This window comes from Thalassotalea sp. PP2-459 (genome assembly GCF_001913705.1).
Lineage (GTDB): Bacteria > Pseudomonadota > Gammaproteobacteria > Enterobacterales > Alteromonadaceae > Thalassotalea_C > Thalassotalea_C hakodatensis.
In genome coordinates this window covers 26,586-46,175 of the sequence record NZ_MKQD01000018.1, presented here as the reverse complement: position 1 = coordinate 46,175, position 19,590 = coordinate 26,586, and the positions used below count along the sequence as shown (strand labels likewise).

The 19,590-nt window shown below is 36.6% G+C and carries 14 protein-coding genes; 9 read left to right on the top strand and 5 right to left on the bottom strand.

Going from position 1 to position 19,590, the window contains the following annotated elements:
* Nucleotides 1–155 precede the first annotated feature (155 nt).
* The 5 genes from BI291_RS03265 to BI291_RS03245 all read left to right on the top strand — a co-directional run bounded on the left by BI291_RS03265 (nucleotide 156) and on the right by BI291_RS03245 (nucleotide 5,720).
* Nucleotides 156–788 (top strand): PEP-CTERM sorting domain-containing protein, encoded by a 633-nt coding sequence (locus BI291_RS03265; RefSeq protein WP_074496322.1) that lies wholly within the window; start codon nucleotides 156–158, stop codon nucleotides 786–788.
* Nucleotides 789–983: 195 nt separating this feature from the next.
* A complete protein-coding gene (locus tag BI291_RS03260; RefSeq protein WP_074496321.1) occupies nucleotides 984–1,766 on the top strand; it encodes a peptidylprolyl isomerase in 783 nt (260 codons plus the stop codon).
* Between the two features lie 262 nt (nucleotides 1,767–2,028).
* Nucleotides 2,029–2,505 carry a hypothetical protein gene (locus tag BI291_RS03255; protein WP_074496320.1) on the top strand — a complete coding sequence of 159 codons (477 nt, stop codon included), beginning with the start codon at nucleotides 2,029–2,031 and terminating at the stop codon, nucleotides 2,503–2,505.
* A 196-nt stretch (nucleotides 2,506–2,701) separates the two neighbouring features.
* Nucleotides 2,702–3,664 (top strand): hypothetical protein, encoded by a 963-nt coding sequence (locus BI291_RS03250; protein WP_074496319.1) that lies wholly within the window; start codon nucleotides 2,702–2,704, stop codon nucleotides 3,662–3,664.
* Between the two features lie 94 nt (nucleotides 3,665–3,758).
* Nucleotides 3,759–5,720 carry a RiPP maturation radical SAM C-methyltransferase gene (locus tag BI291_RS03245; protein WP_074496318.1) on the top strand — a complete coding sequence of 654 codons (1,962 nt, stop codon included), beginning with the start codon at nucleotides 3,759–3,761 and terminating at the stop codon, nucleotides 5,718–5,720.
* Between the two features lie 57 nt (nucleotides 5,721–5,777).
* On the opposite strand, the gene BI291_RS03240 is transcribed toward BI291_RS03245, so the two are convergent.
* The gene (locus BI291_RS03240) at nucleotides 5,778–6,713 is read right to left on the bottom strand and encodes a diguanylate cyclase (protein ID WP_254849514.1); all 936 of its coding nucleotides are present in this window, start codon (nucleotides 6,711–6,713) and stop codon (nucleotides 5,778–5,780) included.
* The gene (locus tag BI291_RS03235) at nucleotides 6,700–12,744 is read right to left on the bottom strand and encodes a response regulator (RefSeq protein ID WP_074496317.1); all 6,045 of its coding nucleotides are present in this window, start codon (nucleotides 12,742–12,744) and stop codon (nucleotides 6,700–6,702) included. The genes BI291_RS03240 and BI291_RS03235 overlap by 14 nt, the downstream gene beginning before the upstream one ends.
* Nucleotides 12,745–12,921: 177 nt before the next feature.
* Between BI291_RS03235 and BI291_RS18385 the strand changes: the two genes are divergently transcribed.
* On the top strand, nucleotides 12,922–13,098 hold the full coding sequence (locus tag BI291_RS18385; RefSeq protein WP_175573069.1) for a hypothetical protein: 177 nt from the start codon (nucleotides 12,922–12,924) through the stop codon (nucleotides 13,096–13,098).
* Complete coding sequence (locus tag BI291_RS03230; RefSeq protein ID WP_074496316.1) at nucleotides 13,098–13,784, top strand: iron-containing redox enzyme family protein; 687 nt, start codon at nucleotides 13,098–13,100, stop codon at nucleotides 13,782–13,784. The genes BI291_RS18385 and BI291_RS03230 overlap by 1 nt, the downstream gene beginning before the upstream one ends.
* A gap of 24 nt (nucleotides 13,785–13,808) precedes the next feature.
* Here the strand turns inward: BI291_RS03230 and BI291_RS03225 are convergent, their stop codons facing one another.
* Complete coding sequence (locus BI291_RS03225) at nucleotides 13,809–14,936, bottom strand: alanine--glyoxylate aminotransferase family protein (RefSeq protein WP_074496315.1); 1,128 nt, start codon at nucleotides 14,934–14,936, stop codon at nucleotides 13,809–13,811.
* 156 nt (nucleotides 14,937–15,092) lie between these two features.
* On the opposite strand from BI291_RS03225, the gene BI291_RS03220 reads away from it, so the two are divergent.
* Nucleotides 15,093–15,638: a YaeQ family protein gene (locus BI291_RS03220; RefSeq protein ID WP_074496314.1), complete on the top strand. Its 546-nt coding sequence runs from the start codon at nucleotides 15,093–15,095 to the stop codon at nucleotides 15,636–15,638.
* A 67-nt stretch (nucleotides 15,639–15,705) separates the two neighbouring features.
* Nucleotides 15,706–17,037 carry a M20/M25/M40 family metallo-hydrolase gene (locus tag BI291_RS03215; protein WP_083601877.1) on the top strand — a complete coding sequence of 444 codons (1,332 nt, stop codon included), beginning with the start codon at nucleotides 15,706–15,708 and terminating at the stop codon, nucleotides 17,035–17,037.
* Between the two features lie 73 nt (nucleotides 17,038–17,110).
* Here the strand turns inward: BI291_RS03215 and BI291_RS03210 are convergent, their stop codons facing one another.
* Both BI291_RS03210 and BI291_RS03205 read right to left on the bottom strand, forming a co-directional pair.
* On the bottom strand, nucleotides 17,111–17,962 hold the full coding sequence (locus BI291_RS03210) for an MliC family protein (protein ID WP_074496313.1): 852 nt from the start codon (nucleotides 17,960–17,962) through the stop codon (nucleotides 17,111–17,113).
* A 209-nt stretch (nucleotides 17,963–18,171) separates the two neighbouring features.
* The gene (locus BI291_RS03205; protein ID WP_074496312.1) at nucleotides 18,172–19,581 is read right to left on the bottom strand and encodes a DUF3300 domain-containing protein; all 1,410 of its coding nucleotides are present in this window, start codon (nucleotides 19,579–19,581) and stop codon (nucleotides 18,172–18,174) included.
* Nucleotides 19,582–19,590: the final 9 nt, after the last annotated feature.

Below are 19,590 nucleotides of genomic sequence, written 5' to 3'. Positions count from 1 at the left end.
GCTAACGCATAACAAAGTGTCTAAAAATTTTACAATAAGTATCAACATTAAAAACAAAAACAAGTAAACCATTGAATATATTCATAAAAATAATAACGACCTATTTTTTGCTTAGTTAAGTACATAAAGTACATTCACATTATAAAGAGAACAATATGGCGTTAACAATTATTAAATCATCGTTAGTTTCCTTATTAGTATTAGCCACTAGTTACGCACATGGTACGCTCATAGATTTTGATACTGATGCAAATGGCAACGTCATTGCGGCCAACACTGCAATTACTAATCAATATCAAAACTGGGGAGTAACGTTTGCAGGGTTTGAAGACAACGCTCCAATAAATATCAATGCAGCACCTGATCCTGATGGCATTACAGCACCAAGTGGCAGTAATGTGCTAACAAACTGTGCTGATGCAAACTTAGGTTGTCCCGGCAATAGAGCTGATTTTATAGAAATATTATTTAGCGGTAGTAGTTCTAATATTTCGCTTATGCTTGATACCCTAGGTTCAGGTTCAGTAACTTTTGAGCTTTACGACATCAATAACTTACTTTTAGAAACTAAAACCGTTTCATCTAATGCATCAGCATATGTACCTGTGAACTTTTCATCAAGCGGTGTCAGTAAAATTTTAGGCATGCAGCCTAATGATGGTTGGGCATGGGCGATGGACGATCTATCATTTGACATGAATTTAAGCGCTGAGATTCCCGAGCCTTCAAGCATACTCGTATTTTCTCTCGGATTATTAGCTTTACTTACCTCTCGATTGAAAAGATAACATCATAAACTCATTAAACTAAGCGTGTGTTTTCCCGCAACTAATAACTAATGCCTATACTAACATTATATTTGCAACCATATTCCTCAGTTCACCTTTAAGAATTACATAAGATAACATTTAACTGCTTGTCGTTTTTTATCGCTGCCTCTAACATCGAACACACTGATTTTTAGGCAACTTTAAGAAATTATAATGAAAAAACCTTACCTTTCAGCACTCATGCTAACCTTAAGTCTTAGTGCTAGCATGAGTCATGCAACCATTGTTGAATTTCAAACCTCGCATGGTAATTTCAAAGTCAACTTACATGACGAAACAACCCCAAAAACCGCAGAAAACTTTCTCGCGTACGTCAATGATGGCAAATATGACAATACCATTATTCACCGTACGGTAGATGATTTTGTTGTTCAAGGCGGAGGAGCAAAGTTCGAGGGTGAATTACCACCAAAATGGATTGAAACCAATGGTACTATTGAAAATGAGCCTGTTTATTCAAACGTAACTGCGACTATTTCAATGGCGAAGCAGCGTGGTAAGATTAATAGTGCTAACAGCCAATGGTTCATCAACTTAAAAAATAATGCCTCAGTGTTAGATCCTGTTGATGTATACGGTGGCGGTGCTTACGCTGTATTTGGTGAAGTTATTGAAGACGGAATGGAGGTGATTAATGCAATTGCTGACGTTCCACGTTGTGACACAGGCCACGGCGGCTTCCAAGAGCTGCCAATGCCAGACTACGAAGATCAATGTGCAGATGCCGACGCAGTGCCAGGTCAAGAGAATTTTGTTACGGTATATCAAGTCGTTATTTATGATGCAACAGTTAGCACTGATGCTGACTTAACCTCAGCGAAAAATACACTTTATGAAAAAAGCTTAGAGCAGCCAAAACCTGGTGACAGCAGTGGCGGCTCTTTCGGCTGGCTTGCGTTATTGCTATGCGCAGTACCCTTGATACGTAAAAAGTAACGTTTGTTTTCGTATTCCCCATCTAAATAAACTCAAACTGTTTATTTAGATGGGTAACAATTAACGTAAAAACAGGAGAAGTAATAAACATTTCAAACTAACATCACTTTTCTTTTTGAGCTTCATTCCCCAAAATTACAGTTCATCACAGTCTAAAATTTACCGCTAAATTAAAAATAGCACAGAAAAACATTTACTCTAACGATAAAGTTAATATAGGATTTCGACCAAAATAAACATTGTAAACAGTACAAGAGTAAAAATGATGGAGCAACTGTCTCAATATTTAGAAATAATGACTTTTATCATCACCATATTTGGTGTGCCTTCGGCAATCTTCGCCTATATTAAAGAGCAAAATAAACAAAGACTAGAAAGAGAATATGGTACTTTTGATGCTTTGGATGAGAAATACATAGAGATTCAGCAACTTTGTATTGAGCATCCAGAACTAGATGTCTTTGACTCCCCATATGAATCACCAAGGGAGTTGACCGAAACACAAAAAAAACAAGAAGAAGCCATTTTGTTAATCAGAATAGCCATATTTGAGCGTGCTTATCTGATGTATAACCGCGTCACTTTTGGATCACAAACAGATCAGTGGCAAGGGTGGGAACTCGAAATAAAAGAGTGGTTTTTAAGAAATAACTTTCGTCAGGTTTGGGCCGTCCATGGTAAGTATTTTGATACTTCTTTTTTTAGGCATTTTGAAAAAGTTTTTCATGCAACAAAGTAAGCTACATTCTGTGTACGTTTGATGAATGGGTGCTTTTTCAAACGTACAATCTCCTAATTTATCTTGCTCTGCAACTTCCTAAAATACTTGAACTGCATCAATAGTGACTAATGCATATATACGTAATATATTGCTTGTTGTCATTTTATTCGTACAATAATGCACTGCTTAGAAAAATAGCACTGGGGAATAACCGTTGTTTTATGAAGGTTCTGAAAAGAAAACAGAGTTAATTGTTGATTGTAAGCAATTAAACTTACTAACTGACATTGATACTTGTGTTTGGAAAGATCTCGTAAACGCTTGCAATGCAAAAATTTTGTCCTCAATTGAAAACAAACATTGCCGCGCATATTTATTGTCAGAGTCCAGCCTTTTTATTTGGAAAGACCGCTTATTAATTATCACATGTGGTATTACTCAACTGGTAAATTCAGCCATTTTTTTCTTCGAGAAATATGGTATTAATGTAGTTGAACATTTCATATACCAACGAAAAAATGAATACTTTTCTCATGCACAATCAAGTAACTTTGGCCAAGACGCGAAACGATTACAAGATTATTTATCAGGAAAAGCATTTCGCTTTGGCAACTTAGATAGTCATCATAATTATTTATTTCAGCTAAATAATAACGTTAAAAGTATTCCTACGGCTAAAACCTATGAGCTAACAACCTACCAAATAAGTGATCGCGCTTCAGCAGTACTCACTAACCCTACGCTTACAGCAAGTGATGTGAGGAAATTTTTACAGCTTAAACGATTAATTCCAGGCTTTACGTTGGATGACTTTGTTTTTGAACCATTTGGTTACTCTTTAAATGCCATTAAAGATAAATGGTACTTTACTATTCACGTAACTCCGCAACGTGGCAGTAGTTATATCTCTTTTGAGTCGAATATCAACTTATTAGCCTTAGTGCCTATTATACTTGAGGTACTAGCACCTAATGCCTTCGATTTACTTACCTTTAATGAAACTAATTTCGACATGTTTACAGCAAAATATATCGATAATAGATATACTTGCCAGTCGAATGTAACAAAACACATTAAACACAGTTATCAAGTAAATTTTGCTCATTATATCTTGCCTCAATCACAAGCAACTTCACCTATTGAACTAGCATTAGACGAAGATTATTTTACCCTATAAATAATCAATCGTTATCTTATATTGTTAATTCCCTCGACCATTTATATTGACTACGCTACGATGACAACAGCGATAATCAAATAATAATGCATTTATGGACAAAGATATTTATTTAGTGTGTATGCCATACACTTCGTTAACAATTCCTTCAATGGCAATGGGAGTGCTTGAAACGTATATCACAGAATATGGCTATAACGTTGAATCACTATACGCCAACTTAGTTTTTGCGAAACAAATTGGTCTGATTGAATATAACTTCATCGATAACACATTTAATGATTATTTAATTGGCGAGTGGACGTTTTCTAAAGCAGCGTTTCCTGACAAACCAGCTGATGATGACGGCTTTTTTGCGCTTTTTACTGATTTGTCTGATGAAAATAAGCAAAAACTGTTAACCATCAGAGAAACCGCTGAGCGCTACATCGACTCACTTGCCAACGAAATTGTCAGCAACAGCCCAAAAATTGTCGGTTGTACCTCTACCTTTCAACAAAATTGTGCGTCACTTGCCTTGTTAAGAAAAATTAAAAGTCTTGATAGCAGTATTATTACTTTAATGGGAGGGGCTAACTGTGAAGGCATTATGGGGCAAACAATCAGTGAGAGCTTTTCATGGGTTGATTATGTTTTCTCCGGCGAATGTGATGACGTGATAGGCCCTTTCATTGACAAACTAATGAAAAACGAGCCAATTAACTACCAAAATTTACCAAACGGCTTTATTAGCCAAAAACACAAGTCACTTGCCGTTGATGCTGGGCAAACACAAAAGCCACCTCGTGCCTATATTTCAGACATGAGAAAAGTTGGAGAGCCAATTTTTGACAGCTATTTTCAATCATTAGAGAGTCTAAAAATTGGACAATACATTTCCCCAGGTTTAGTCGCTGAAACCTCTCGAGGTTGTTGGTGGGGAGCAAAACAACACTGCACTTTTTGCGGTTTAAATGGCGGTACTATGGATCACCGTTCAAAAACACCTGAAGCTGCATTAAGTGAATTTAAAAATTTATCGAGCAAATACAACGTCGATAAATTTTTAATTGTCGATAATATATTACCGATAGAATACATGAAAACGGTGCTACCTACATTAGCAGAAGATCCTGCCTATAATTTATTTTATGAGACCAAAGCTAACTTAAAACAACACCATGTTAAATCGCTAGCTGAGGCTGGAATAAAGTGGATACAACCTGGCATTGAAGGCTTGCATGACGATTTTCTTAAGGCAATAAAAAAAGGCACTACAGCAATACAAAACCTTGCAGCACTTAAGTGGTGTCGTAGTTATGGCGTTCGAGTGACCTGGAATTTATTATGCGAAGCCCCTAATGAGCAAGCATTTTGGTATGATGAAATGGCTGAATGGCTGCCTTTAGTGACACATTACCATCCACCGTTCGATCAAATGGCCAAAATTTGTTACCACCGCTTTAGCCCATACTTTAATACCCCAGAAAAGTTTGGTTTAACACTCGAGCCAACCAAAAGTTATCAATATATTTATCCACTAGATAAACAAGTTGTTTATAACCTCGCGTATTTTTTCATTCAGGCAAACGATAAAGAAACAGGGATATACACGCTAAATTTTACCTTTAAGCCAGCAACTAATTCACATGCAAAGGTGCAATCATTACTAAACAACTGGAGTGATAGTTGGCTAAACGGCACAATTCCAATGTGTTGTATGACAGATCATGGCAATAACATTATTATTTTTGATACACGACAAGTAGCGACTGCTTTTTCTCACACATTAGCGGGTTTAACGGCGGATATTTATCGTTTATGTGCAGAGCCCTTGCCAAAAGATAGATTAATCAAAAAACTCGATGAACAGCAAATTTCAAATAATACTCAGCAAATAGAAGACACGCTGCACTGGTTAACTGAAAACCATCTAATCATTCATTTAAGTAAATGTGTAATGGCCCTTGCATTTCCTCTGGCACAAGCCGAAATGCCTAGTAATGAAGATTCGCCAGGTGGTAATTTAAACATTGAAAAAATAGTGAATGAAATGGCCTCTTCACACGTTAGCTAAATCTCTTAACGTAGAGGAGGTGGTAATAGCGAGAGCTACGAGTTTAAACAAATTATTTTATAAACATTCAAGCACAACTTGATTACGGCCATTGTTTTTTGCTTGATAGAGCAAACGATCTGCCGTATCAAGTACCTGCTGAACATTGTATGCTTGTTCACCGTTGACCAGTATTGCGCCCACACTGATGGTCAAATATTTAGCCGCATCTGAATACTCATGAACTATTTCTTTAGCAGCCAATGCCTTTACTATATTATTTAATACTAGACTAGCTCCTTGTTCATTACAATCAGGCAAGATTACGGTAAATTCTTCTCCTCCATAACGTGCAACGAAGTCTCTTGGCCGATTAAGTACTTCACGAAATAAAGACGCTATTTTTTTAAGCGCTATATCTCCTGCACCATGACCATAGTGGTCATTAAATTGCTTAAAATAATCAACATCTAGCATGGCTACCAGTAATTGTTTTTTATCTCGCTTATTGGCGGCTAACTCATCATTCAGTACTTTATCAAGCTTTCTGCGGTTTGAAATCCCCGTTAAGGCATCAACATGCGCTATACTATCAAGCATTTTACGTTGCTGAATAAGTTCAAGATGGGTTGAAATTCGCGCAGAAACAATATTGGTATTAAAAGGCTTATAAATATAATCACAACCTCCTAATGCAAAGCCTTTTTCCTCATCATTGCAATTGGCTAGACCGGTAATAAATATCACTGAGGTTGCCATGGTAACGGGGTCGTTTTTGATCACTTCTATAACATCAAAACCTGACTTGTCAGGCATCACTACGTCTAATAGAATTAAATCAGGTACGTGTTTCTTAGCAAATTCGATGGCTTGTTCACCGTTTTTAGCAAAGATAATTTTTGCTTGTTCTTGCAAAAGCTCTTTTAATATTTTTCGATTAGCTTTTTCGTCATCAACAATTAACACTTTAAGGTCAAAACTTTCTAGTTCCATACGATGATTATTCTTTATCATTTTTATTATTTGAAACATTAGCGCCAGTTATTGTTGCTAATATCGCCTCTATATCATTAATTGCTTGTGCATATTCAATGTCATCAATGTCATCTGCTATTTTTTTGGCTAATTGCTCATGTTCACTTCCTTGAGTAATTGTTAACAGTCGCGGTAGTAAATCTTCTACTTGGGCATTTTCATCAACTAACAGTTCTTTTATCGATGATAACAAAGATGTTAACTGCCTTTGATAATACTGAACGTTAACAATCGCTGTACCAGACTGCTCTTTAGCAGCTAAACTAAACGGTAAACTTTCAAGTGCGATTAACACATTATTCAATTCAATCGATGTTTCAGCAACCAGTAAATCAGCCGATTCTGGCTCACTTTTAAGTTGAGACTCAAGCTGAGTAGCCCGCTTTGCCAACGTTAATGCACCAATATAATTTGCATTAGACTTTAAAGAATGTGCAACCCTATAAGCACTATCATAATCTTGTTGCTTGTATATTTCACGCAGAGAATCTACTGTATCAGCGTAGTTTTTAGCAAATTGCTGTACTAACTTTTGATATAAATGCTCACGCCCCCCCATAGTTTTAATCGCTGTTTTAGCATCAAGGCACGGGAGCTTTTCTATCTCTGCTAACAGAGACACTTCCTTCGTTTGGTCTGATTCTGTATTTCGCTTTTGATGGGTGATTTTCTGTCGCGTTTCATCGCTTTTTATCAGTGTTACTTGTTCACTCACTGCTTCATTATTTAGCCACTTTGATAACAAGATATATAAAGCATTTGGATCTATCGGTTTAGTAAAATAATCATTCATTCCTACTTCTAAACAACGATCTAATTCCTCTTGCATGGCATGGGCGGTCATTGCAATGATAGGCAAATTACTAAATTGATCGTTTGCACGAATAATTTTTGTTGCCGTTAACCCATCCATTATCGGCATTTGTAAATCCATAAACACAAGGTCGTAGCTTTCACTGTCTAATTTATCAATCGCCACTTGTCCATTTTCTGCGATATCAATATTCACACCTGTTTCTTCTAAAAATCCAAGAACCACTTGTTGATTTAAAGCATTATCTTCAACAAGCAGTATACGACTATGAGATAAATCTAAAATACCTTTTTGTACTTGATGATATTCTAAATGTTTTTGTTCAAGCTTTAATGCATTCATCATCGCATCTAATAATAAAGATGCATCAACAGGCTTCTCTAAGAAGCCGTCAATACCAGCCTCATGCGACAAAGTCATTGCATCATTTTTGTCGAATGCCGTCACCATTAATACTGCTGGTATATCATGCTTTTCAGTTAATTTGTTTATTCGATGCGCCAGTTCAATACCATCCATTTTGGGCATACGCCAGTCAGTGATCACTAAATCAAATGGTTGTTCAAGTAATATCGCGTTATCAATAAGCTCAAGTGCTGTTATAGCACTTTCCGTTGTTGTGATTTTGCAACCAAACTGTTTTAACAAAGCATCTAACACATTTAAACAAAGTGCATTATCATCAACAACCAATACATTTATTCCCTCGATCATTAACGATTGTGCAGCAAGTAACTCACTTTGTTCGACTTCTTCATAATGCACCGTAAAACCAAAAGTACTCCCTTCCCCTAATTGGCTGTCTACCCATATTTTACCCCCCATAAGCGTGGTCAGTTGCTTACAAATCGATAAACCAAGCCCTGTACCACCAAAGCGACGGGTTATAGAGGTATCAGCTTGATTGAATGAGGTAAAAAGGTTTTCCATGGTATTTTCATCTAAACCTATCCCCGTATCTGACACTGAAAATTCAAGTGTGTTATTTTCGGTAGACTTAACCTCAATTAATACGTGACCACTTTCAGTAAATTTGATTGCATTACTCGCAAGGTTCACCAATATCTGTTGCAGCCTGATAGGATCAGATTTAATTTGTTTAGGTACATCAGGTGCAATTCTTACCACTAGCTCTAACCCTTTGCTATGTGCTTTTAAAGCACATATGTTAGCTGTTTTTTTAATCAGCGCCTCTATATTCATCACCACTGACTCAATGGTCATTTTACCTGCTTCAATCTTAGAAAAATCTAATATGTCGTTAATAAGTGCGAGCAACGCTTGTGAGGCATCTTGAATTTTACCAATTAAATCTTTCTGGTGATTATCAAGTTTGGTTTTGAATGCTAAATGACTTAAACCGATAATAGCATTCATAGGTGTGCGAATTTCATGGCTCATTTTAGCGAGAAACTCACTTTTCGCCTGTGTCGCTTTTTCTAGTTCAGCGGTACGGCTAGACACTTGATACTCAAGGTGTCGGTTGATATCAAGTAAACTTAAGTGATTTTCAACACGGGTTAATAGTTCATGTTTAGAAATAGGTTTAGTTAAATAATCATTACCACCAACCGAAAAGCTTTCTACTAAGTCGATTACCTGATTTTTTGCTGTCAGAAAAATTACGGGTAATTCATTTAACGAATACCATTCTCTTATTTGATTACATACCTCATAGCCTGACATTTTTGGCATCATAATATCGAGTAATATTAAATCAAAAGGTCGAGTTTTTTCTTCGCTGCTATCTGTAGCATCTTCAATTAAAGACAATGCTTGTTTGCCGCTGGCAGCTTCTGTTAACTGATACCCTTTCAGATTTAAGTGGTTCAATAACACTTGACGATTAATCGGATCATCATCTACCACTAAGATATGATAGTTTTGATAATTTAGCTGCCTATTTTGCTGAGATATTAACTCGCTTTCATCTATACTGATATACTCAATTTCATTATCAAGGTGTTGTAAACGATTTAGCTTCTGTTGATTCGTCGACTTAACAATATTTGTGACATCAGTAATATGGTCATTATCAATTGGCAAAGTAAAACTAAAACAACTCCCTTTACCCAATTCAGAGGTTACTGATATTGTACCTTCATGTAATTCAACAAGTTGTTTTGTAACGGTTAAACCTAAGCCTGTCCCACTATGATCTCTATTCGTTTGGCCTTTTAACTGTTCAAAAGAGTTAAAAATAAGATGTAGTTGTTCTGCTGCTATACCAATACCAGTGTCTGTTACCGAAATTTTAACGACATTACCGCTTTGTTCTGCATCAATAGTTACCTCACCATTTTCGGTAAATTTTATCGCATTACCGATCAAGTTATATAAAATTTGTTCTAATCGGTTCTCGTCAGCATTAACAATAGGAAGTTCACTAGATACACGGTTAATAAGTGTAATATTTTTATCTCCAATCAGCGGAGTAGACACCGTCATTACAACGTCAGTTAAACTATGTAACTCAACCCCCGTTAAATTCAATTTTAAGGTATGATTTTTTAATTTTGAAAAGTCGAGAATGTCATTAACAAGATTTGATAAACGCTTACCACTGGCAACAACCATAGCAAGGTTTTTATTAGCAGATTCGGGCAACTGCCCAGAAACACCATCAATTAATGATTCAGCTAAGCCAATAATCCCGTTGAGTGGGGTACGTAACTCATGAGATGTATTCGCTAAAAACTCATCCTTTAATCTGTCCGCACGTTTTAACTGCACATTTATTGCGTGCTCTTTTAATCGCTGATAATTTTGCCGATATAAGATCAATCCAATAATGCCGATGATCAAAATTAAATATATTGTATAAGCCCACCAGGTCCGCCACATTGGTGGTAGCACAGTTATATTGAGTGATTTACCTGTTTCATTCCAGTACCCGTCTCCATTGCTCGCCTTTACACGTAATGTATAATCACCTGAGGGTAAACTGGTATATGTTGCCCTTCTATTTTTGGCATCGGTATAAATCCATTGCTCATCAAAACCTTCAAGTTTATAGGCGTATTGATTATTCATTGGGGCTGCAAAATGCAGCGCGGCAAATTCAAAGGTAACCAGCTTTTCATCGTATGTTAACTTTAAGCGTTCTAATTCATTAATATCGGATGGAATCGTGAAACCAGCACTATTCACATTACGTTTTTTCTCATTTTTGTTTTCACTTGACTGAATTTCAACATGTTTGTTATGTACTAAAAAATCAGTCAACACAACTTTAGGTAACGATGTATCATCTTTAATGTCAGCGGGGAAAAAACGATTAAAACCATTCACGCCACCAAAGAATAACTCCCCTGATTTAGCTTTGAAATAACTTAAAGAATTAAACTCACTGCCTTGGACGCCATCACTTTGATTATAGTTTTTAAAAACCTGTCGTTTCATATCAAACTTCGATAGGCCTTTGTTCGTGCTTATCCACAAATTCCCATTCTTATCTGGTAACACTGCGTAAACATTATTATTTGCTAAACCATTTTTTTCATCATAAACAATAAATTTATCAAGTTCAGAATTAAAAGTAATCAAGCCAAACGAAGTAGCAAACCAGTATTGTTGCTGATGCTCTGTAATTGCCCATACAGTTAAGTCGTCAAAAAAACTGTTCTGTTTTTCGCTTGTAGAAAGAACTAAAGGATGAAATTTAGAAGTACTTAAATTTAAAACACTAACACCAGAATCAGTAGCAACCCAAAAAGTATCCTCATCAATCTTTTTTATATCCCAAATATTGTTATTTGAAATACTTGATTTTATATTTTCATCAAATAGAAAGTTTTCAAAGTTTCCATCTGTCAAATCAAGTATGTTTAGACCGCCACCCATTGTACCCACAAGCAACTTTTTATTATCAATAAATAATTTAGTCAACACATTATGGCTAATCGTTTTTGAATCAGTTGATTTGTTTTTAAAATGTTTAATTTTTTCTGTTTCTAAATTAACTACAAATAAGCCATTATCCGCTGTCGCAATGTAAAGAGTTTTTTGGTCATCACTGAATAATAGAGATACAGTTAATAACGTACCTAGTTTATTATTTATAGGCAAATGTGTTAATACTTCAGATTCTTTATCAAGACTGTAAATACCTCCCCCATAAGTTGCAAAGTAATAGTTTTTTGCTGTTTCCTCAAACCCTAAAATAACATTACTCGTAAGTGTATTATATTTGGCCTTATCAACTAACTTAAACTGACCTAAGGTCAAATCAAGCTTGTTCAAACCTCCGGCTCTTGTACCAAACCACAAGGTATCGTTACTGCCCTTCTTAATCAAACTAATTTCGGGATGGCTTAGACTTCGAGATTTAGATTGCTGATGAGAGAAATATAAAATTTCATTATTTTGAAATTGGTATTTATAACCGCCATTACTTGTTCCAATCCATAACTCTGAAGCATTACGAAAATACAATGAATTTACATTTTCTATGCCATCTAACCTTTCAATTTTTTGAAACACTTTTGATTTACTATCAAAAGTGAACACTCCTTTAGTCGTTGCAATAAAAAGTCCCTTTTGAGTGTGTTGCTTAACATCGTTAATTTTAAATATAGTTTCAAAAGCAATAGTAGATTCTGTATCATTACCCTCGATTAAAAATAAATTTGAATTAAGTGCCTTTCGATTCTGCTTGGCTCCCCAAATATTACCCTCACCATCAACTAGTAAACTGGTGACTGCATGTTTAGTAAAGTATTTTCGTACAACTTCATTTGTATTATTAATTAAAAACAAGCCGTTATCAGTACCTACCCAAAGATTCCCTTTCGAATCTGAAGCAATACTGTTAATTATTTCCCCTTCTCTAGACGATGAAAATCCTACTTTTTTAAACTCATCAATTTTCTTAATATAATGATACAAACCTCCATCTGAGCCAGCCCAAATTTCACCTTTGATTGTTTCATGTAAAACAGATATTCTTGGATTATTAAAATTATAATGTTTAAAAATATAGCCATCATATCGGTTTAAATTCCCATCTGTAGCTACCCATAAAAAACCACTTGAATCCTGCAATATGTCATTTACAGTTGTTTGCGACATACCATCAGCAGTACCAAACCGTTCAAAATTAAGATCTAATTGGTTAATGCTGCCTTCTCTAGCTGTAGATAAGTTACAAAAAACAAGAAAGAAGCAATAAGCAGCTAATAAACAAAGTTTAATCATTCGCACATTTCAAAATTTAAGTTATTTTTTATTATCCACATTGTGAAGTAATACTCTAAAAAGTAAAAGCTCATTTTTATTCTCTTGACAATATTAAAAAAATTTCCTTATTCTAGTATTTGCAATTGATTAAAATATAAAACAGATCAAACTTTAAATTTCATAGGATTCATAAAAATGGACAAATCAAACGTAGAACATTTACATGCAGAAGGCGTAATCAATAAAGAGCAGTTACACGATGAGCAAATAAAGGCAATAGAGAGTCTTTCAAAAGAAGAAGTTGAACAATTGAAATCAATCAACAAAAAAGTAAAGGGGACAAAAGGTAAGCCTGTAGGTATCGGTATTTAATGGCTAAAAATCTTTCAAATTTTGAAAGGCTTGAAAAAAGCCTTTCTTTCATGGAAAACAGAGCTTGTGTCGCCAATGAAAACTATACTACTCACTCTCACTCAGTCAATGCATGCATAGAACAAGCATATTCAAGTTATCGAATTTCTAATGCCTCCATTAATCTAATGCAAGAAGCATTAAATGAATCCTTAAAGAAAATGCACGACCCTGTTTATCAATTACTTGCTGGTTATATGAAGAAACATATTCCGGAAGAAACTGGGCATGATGAGTGGTTTTTAGAAGATTTGGCCGTCATGGGTGTTAGCCAAGCAGAAGCGGAAGATCGAATTCCATCTCTCAATATAACCACATTTATCGGTTCTCAATACTTTCTAATAAAGCATGTTGATCCTGTTGCTATTATGGGATATTTGGCTTGCACAGAAACACACCCACCGACAGTTGACTACGTTAACGAGCTGGTAGAGCGCTCAAGATTACCTAAAGAAGCATTTAATGCATTGATGCACCATGCAATTTTAGATGTGCAACACAAGCAAGATATTATAGAAACAATTAATAACATGCCTTTATCAGAAAAACAGTATAAAGTGCTTGAGCTCAGCGCTTTTCAAACTTATCGATATGTAGCTAATATTATGGATGACGCAAGTAAAGCAGCACAAGCAACTTCAGCCTAACAAATCGCGATAAAGGCAAATATTTTATTTAAATAGCGCTAAGACCTCTTTAAGCGCAGCTAAGCACAAAGCAATATTTTCTTTTCGTGCCCCATAGCCCATTAAACCAATACGCCACGCTTTGCCAGCAAAATTTCCAAGCCCTGCGCCTATTTCCAAGTTGTATTCATTAAGTAAATAACGTCGCACTTCTTCATCATTTATCCCTTGAGGAATATACACCGTATTAAGTTGAGCCAATCGTTCGTTCTCAGGAACAACAAAATCTAAACCTAATTCAGCCAAACCCTTGGCTAATAAATCATGCATTTCTTGATGACGCTTCCATGCATTTTCTAATCCTTCTCTTTTTAACGACAGCAATGCTTCATGTAATGCGTACAATGAATTTACCGGCGCTGTATGGTGATAGGCACGTTTGCCTTTTCCTGACCAATACCCCATCACCAGTGATTGGTCAAGAAACCAACTTTGTATCGGTATTTTTCGATGTTTAATCACTTCAACCGCCTTTTCGCTAAAACTAATCGGTGAAATGCCCGGTACACAAGATAAGCATTTTTGGCTACCGGAATAAATAGCATCGATTCCCCATTCATCAACTTTTAGCTCACAACCACCAAGCGACGTTACGGCATCAACAATGGTTAAACAATTATATTGTTGAGCAATTTCGCTCAGTACTTTAGCGTCTGAACGTGCCCCTGTTGATGTTTCAGCATGTACAAAAGCGACAAATTTTGCCTCCGGATGTTGTAAAAGTGTGGCATCAAGTGATTCAGGATCAACCGCTCTTCCCCATTCCCCTTCAATGAGCACTAACTTTGCCCCGATACGTTTCACATTCTCTGACATTCTGGAACCGAATACACCGTTTTGGCAAACCACTACCGTGTCATCAGGTGTAATTAAATTAACAAAGCAAGCTTCCATACCGGCAGAGCCAGGTGCTGACAAAGCCAAGGTCATTTCATTCGAGGTTTGAAAGGCATATTGCAATAAACTTTTTACTTCATCCATCATACCAACAAATAAAGGGTCTAAATGCCCGATAGTAGGTCGTGCAAGGGCTGAAAGTACTTGTGGACTAACATCTGAGGGGCCTGGGCCCATTAAAATTCGCTGTGGCGGAATAAACGAAGAATAAGTCATCACGGTTCTCATCGGTTAACAATAGCGAAAATGTATCACTGATATAGCGTATTCGCTAAATTAATTCACTGTATCTCAACTATTCATCGAATAAATAGTTTCGGTTATACAACACTTAGGCGTATCATTAGCAAAAACATATTACCGATAATCGCCATGGCGCTTAAATCAATTATTTACAAAACAACCATCCACTTATCTGACATGGATCGTCATTACTACGACACCCTAAACTTAACTATTGCTCAGCACCCTTCAGAAACAATGCTTCGTATGAGCGCAAGAATACTTGCTTATATTTTAAATGCCGACCCAGCACTTACTTTTGGCAAAGGAGTGAGTGATGAAGATGAACCTGCTTTATGGCAACAAACGCTAACCGAAGATATTACCTTATGGGTTGAACTTGGCCAACCCGATGAAAAGCGGATAAAGCGTGCTAGCAATAAAGCTGAATCGGTAATAATTTATGGTTACCATTCACCGTTCGATGTTTGGTGGCAACAACAAGAAAAAAAGCTGACACTGTTTAAAAACCTACAAATAACACGGTTTGACTACGATGCTTTAGCCAGGTTTTCTGAATTAATTGAACGTACAACGGAAATCCAAGCAAGTATTCAAGATGGCCAATTATGGCTTACCATTGGCGATGAAAGTCTGCTTATTGAACACCAAACGTTACAAACAAATCGCACTTAGCTTCATGAGTTACTTGCAATAAAATAGCGAATAATCAATAGTAACCTTTTTACTTTAGGGGCTCCCCATGATAACAATAACAAAAAGTGCGTTAGCTCTCGCTGCCTCCGTTGCATTGAGTTCAACTGTCAGCTTTGCCACACAGGCTGACAACACGTCATTTAACACAATAACGAAAGACATAACTTTTTTAGCGAGTGATGAATTAAAGGGTAGAGGTAATTTCAGCAAAGAAATAGATCAAGCGGCTAATTACATTAGCCAACGTTTCAGTGAGATTGGTTTAGTACCGATGCAAGGTGAGAATACCTTTAAACAATCCTTTACAGTAACAACAATAAAGCCAAAATCTATCGCTGTTACCTTAAATGGCAATACTATTGAATCAGCCCAACTTGGTTTGGCCAGCACTATTGAAAAAATTCAGTGGCAAAACACTGATGACTTTACTCTTCATACAGTCGGCAAAAACGATAATATGAGTCAAGTTATTAGCGGTATCAATCAACAAGGTGGTAAACACCTCGTGTTAATTAACCCTGCTCATAAAAAACTATTCGCGAGGTACAGCGGTTATTTTGCAAGAGGGCTAAATAAGCTATCGCTTGAACACCAAGGTGCAATAGTGATGATCATGACAGAAGATTCAGCAATCGACGCTATAAGCATAAGTGCAGACACCAGCATTACCGAACAAACATTAACCAATGTTGTAGGTGTGTTACCTGGGAAGCAACAAAAAGATGAAATTGTTCTGTATTCAGCACATTACGATCACTTAGGCGCATCACAAAGCGGAGAAGGTGATGTGATCTACAATGGTGCGGATGATGACGCATCAGGCACAACAGCAGTGATAAACCTTGCTGAATATTTTACTCACAAAGGTGATAACGCAAGAACATTAATATTTTCTGCCTTTACTGCGGAAGAAATTGGAGGTTTTGGCTCTCAATACTTTTCTAAGCAACTTAACCCTGATGACGTTATAGCGATGATCAACATTGAAATGATCGGTAAACCTTCTAAATTTGGTGCTGGAAATGTTTGGATGACCGGTATGGATCGCTCATCATTAGGCGGAGAGTTGAATAAAGCGCTAACAGATGAAGATTTCAAAATACACAAAGACCCTTACCCAAAGCAAAATTTATTTTATCGTTCTGACAATGCAACTCTTGCACGCTTAGGTGTTCCTGCACATAGTTTTAGTAGTACACAACTAGATAAAGATCAGCATTATCATAAAGTGACAGATGATTTAGCGAGTTTAGATTTAACCTCAATGCATCAAGTAATTGAAGGGTTATCAATTGCTACGCAAGGCTTGGTAGATGGTAAAATCACCCCCACTCGTGTTGATGTAAATAAAGTGAAAAGTCGCGGTAAAATTTATTAATGATTAAGTTTAATGAGGGAAGTAGATGTCTTTCCCTCTTTGACATTAACAGGCAAAACATATTCTACGCCGTTTATTTTAGTAAGTGGCATACCATCGGCGTTGCATTATACCCCCAAACGACTCGCGCTTGTCCCTGATGTTCCCAAAAGGATCCGTTGCGGCCCTTGTATTTTGATCCACTTGCACTGGGCTGTTGAAACATTAACGATACTGTCTCGTTATATTTGGCAATCAGAGTCGCAGGTTTAGTTTGATAAAATACCACTTCTACTTTGCTTGATGTTGCATTATCGCAATAAAAATTGAAAGGTCCTGTAGATGGAACCAATTGGTACTTTGCTTGTAATGTTGCAATACGATCAACATATAGTTTTTTCACACAACGTTGTTGATCTTCTGCCTTCCAACAATCATTTCTACCTTTACGCCAGCCATGTTGCATTGTTCTTAACGTATTAATTTGACTTTCCGGCAATGAGTTTTTTGCTTGTTGGTAAACTTGCGACAATCTTCTATCGAGTAATGCTAAATCTTCATGACTACAAATTAAATCTTCTACACTGCCAAGCTGACTATCAATACACTCAAAAGAAGGTGACATATTGTTAATATCGTTAACCACATTAGTAACAGCTTCAGTGTTAATAATATTAAGAATATAAACGCACCACCGACCACTAGACCGTGCTGGTATTGACGAATTCCCCCTAATACCTAACTTAAATTCAATCACTGATTTCCATTCGTCACTGCCAATATCAGGGCCATGATCTAATTCATCACCTGTGTGCACTTGGTTAGCAATCAACTGATAGCTTTGTAAAGAACAAGACGAGGATTCATCTGTCGACCTGTGTTCATTATTCGAAGTACATGAACTGACAGAGAGCAGAAGCAACATAACTAAAAGGCTTATCTTCATTAACTTTTCCATAACGTTAATTAATTTATTAAATGGTTGTAAACCGTGTTCTACTAAATACAGGCTTAGAATAAATACTAGCGTAACTACGTGTAAATGGTGGAAAATAAATGCTGAATGACAAGGTTAAAAATATCGCAAAACATCCATGTTTGCGATATTTACTTTAGCTCAACGGTTATTTTTTATTAGCCACGTGCAAGAATGTATTAATCGCGACGCGGCTTAATTTTTCGACTGGAAGGAACAGACGATTGTTTACCATGTGAGCTTCTAGTCACTCGTGTATAGGTTTTATTGCTACTTGAGTGACCTCCCTTGGCTATGCGCTTTTGACTTACTTTTATTGGTTTATTTAGATGAGACTTTCTCACTTGAGTATTAGCCATTTTCTTATGAGTAGGTTGTTTTACTCGTGTTGCTTTTGGCGAAGATAAATAAGACTTTCTCTTCTCAACACGATGGTATTTTTTCACCGTGTTGCGTTGTTCTATGCGCTTATCATGACGTTGTATAGCTTTTATTTGCTGTCTATTACGCTCTTTCGCAGCATTACCAGCAGTAGCTTTTCTATGTAACGAGTTACGTAACGGTTTGTTTTTAGCATGTGTCTGTTTTCTAAAGCCTTTATCAATGATACGTTTATTACTATGTTCACGTAGTTTTTTAGTGACGACGTGATGCTTTTTAACTGCTTTACTACGGGCATCATATGTACGAGCTCTTTTTACTGGCTTATTTACAGAGCGATGTGATGCATAGCGTTTTTTAACTTCATGGTTACGGTAAGCTACGCCTTTTCTGCGATGTGGGTTGTGCTGCCAACGTTTAACACGGTGGCTAGTTGTTACTCGCTTTTTACTGTGGTAATTGCGGTAATACTTCGGCGAATGATGAATAACATGACGATTATGCCAATGAAAGCCAACAAAAAAGAAATCCGCCGCTAAATGTATACCAGAACGCCAGTAAAAAGGTCCATTATGATAGCTATAATAAACAGGGCGATGCCAATAAATAGGTGGACGATGTGACCAGTGCCAACGACCATACACGCTACGAGTATCGTAATAAGGCACATAAATAACTTCTGGTTGTTCTGGTTGGATCACAATGGTCTTTTGCTCACGAATGATCTGCACATTGTCCATTTTAGCAAGATTTCCGGCTTCATCAGCTTGTTGTCTTAGTAACTGAATACTTGCTAGCACTTGCTCTTCGTCTTGAAGAAAAGCATCACCTAGCTCTCGCATCCACGTTAAGTCTTCACTTAGTTTTTCCAATACCTGTGGAAAAGCTAATAAAGCAGAAACACTCGGATCCCAATCTTTATCTTGCGCCATTTTTTGCAGTGTTTCACTGCTAGCATGCTTATTACGCTTAACTAACCTGTCTGCATCAATCACTTCTATTGGGTAAGTGGCAGCAATCAATATATGCGTTAATAACGCGTCAGGATAAAGTGCAATGGGTGAAAGCAATTGCGCTAACTCGGCTTGTGTCATTACCGATTGTTCAACCGTTACTTGCGCTTGATTGACTGCTGCAAAACTAACTTGGCTGCTCGTTATTGCACTTGCTACGATTATGCTAGAGATCAACTGGTGATGTATTTTCATCTTCCCGCC

Excerpts from the sequence above, each read along its gene's own strand:
- BI291_RS03265 (WP_074496322.1), top strand. The coding sequence starts at position 156 with ATGGCGTTAACAATTATTAAATCATCGTTAGTTTCCTTATTAGTATTA.
- BI291_RS03260 (WP_074496321.1), top strand. The coding sequence starts at position 984 with ATGAAAAAACCTTACCTTTCAGCACTCATGCTAACCTTAAGTCTTAGT.
- BI291_RS03255 (WP_074496320.1), top strand. The coding sequence starts at position 2,029 with ATGATGGAGCAACTGTCTCAATATTTAGAAATAATGACTTTTATCATC.
- BI291_RS03245 (WP_074496318.1), top strand. The coding sequence starts at position 3,759 with ATGGACAAAGATATTTATTTAGTGTGTATGCCATACACTTCGTTAACA.
- BI291_RS03240 (WP_254849514.1), bottom strand. The coding sequence starts at position 6,713 with ATGATAAAGAATAATCATCGTATGGAACTAGAAAGTTTTGACCTTAAA.
- BI291_RS03235 (WP_074496317.1), bottom strand. The coding sequence starts at position 12,744 with ATGATTAAACTTTGTTTATTAGCTGCTTATTGCTTCTTTCTTGTTTTT.
- BI291_RS18385 (WP_175573069.1), top strand. The coding sequence starts at position 12,922 with ATGGACAAATCAAACGTAGAACATTTACATGCAGAAGGCGTAATCAAT.
- BI291_RS03230 (WP_074496316.1), top strand. The coding sequence starts at position 13,098 with ATGGCTAAAAATCTTTCAAATTTTGAAAGGCTTGAAAAAAGCCTTTCT.
- BI291_RS03225 (WP_074496315.1), bottom strand. The coding sequence starts at position 14,936 with ATGACTTATTCTTCGTTTATTCCGCCACAGCGAATTTTAATGGGCCCA.
- BI291_RS03220 (WP_074496314.1), top strand. The coding sequence starts at position 15,093 with ATGGCGCTTAAATCAATTATTTACAAAACAACCATCCACTTATCTGAC.
- BI291_RS03215 (WP_083601877.1), top strand. The coding sequence starts at position 15,706 with ATGATAACAATAACAAAAAGTGCGTTAGCTCTCGCTGCCTCCGTTGCA.
- BI291_RS03210 (WP_074496313.1), bottom strand. The coding sequence starts at position 17,962 with ATGAAGATAAGCCTTTTAGTTATGTTGCTTCTGCTCTCTGTCAGTTCA.
- BI291_RS03205 (WP_074496312.1), bottom strand. The coding sequence starts at position 19,581 with ATGAAAATACATCACCAGTTGATCTCTAGCATAATCGTAGCAAGTGCA.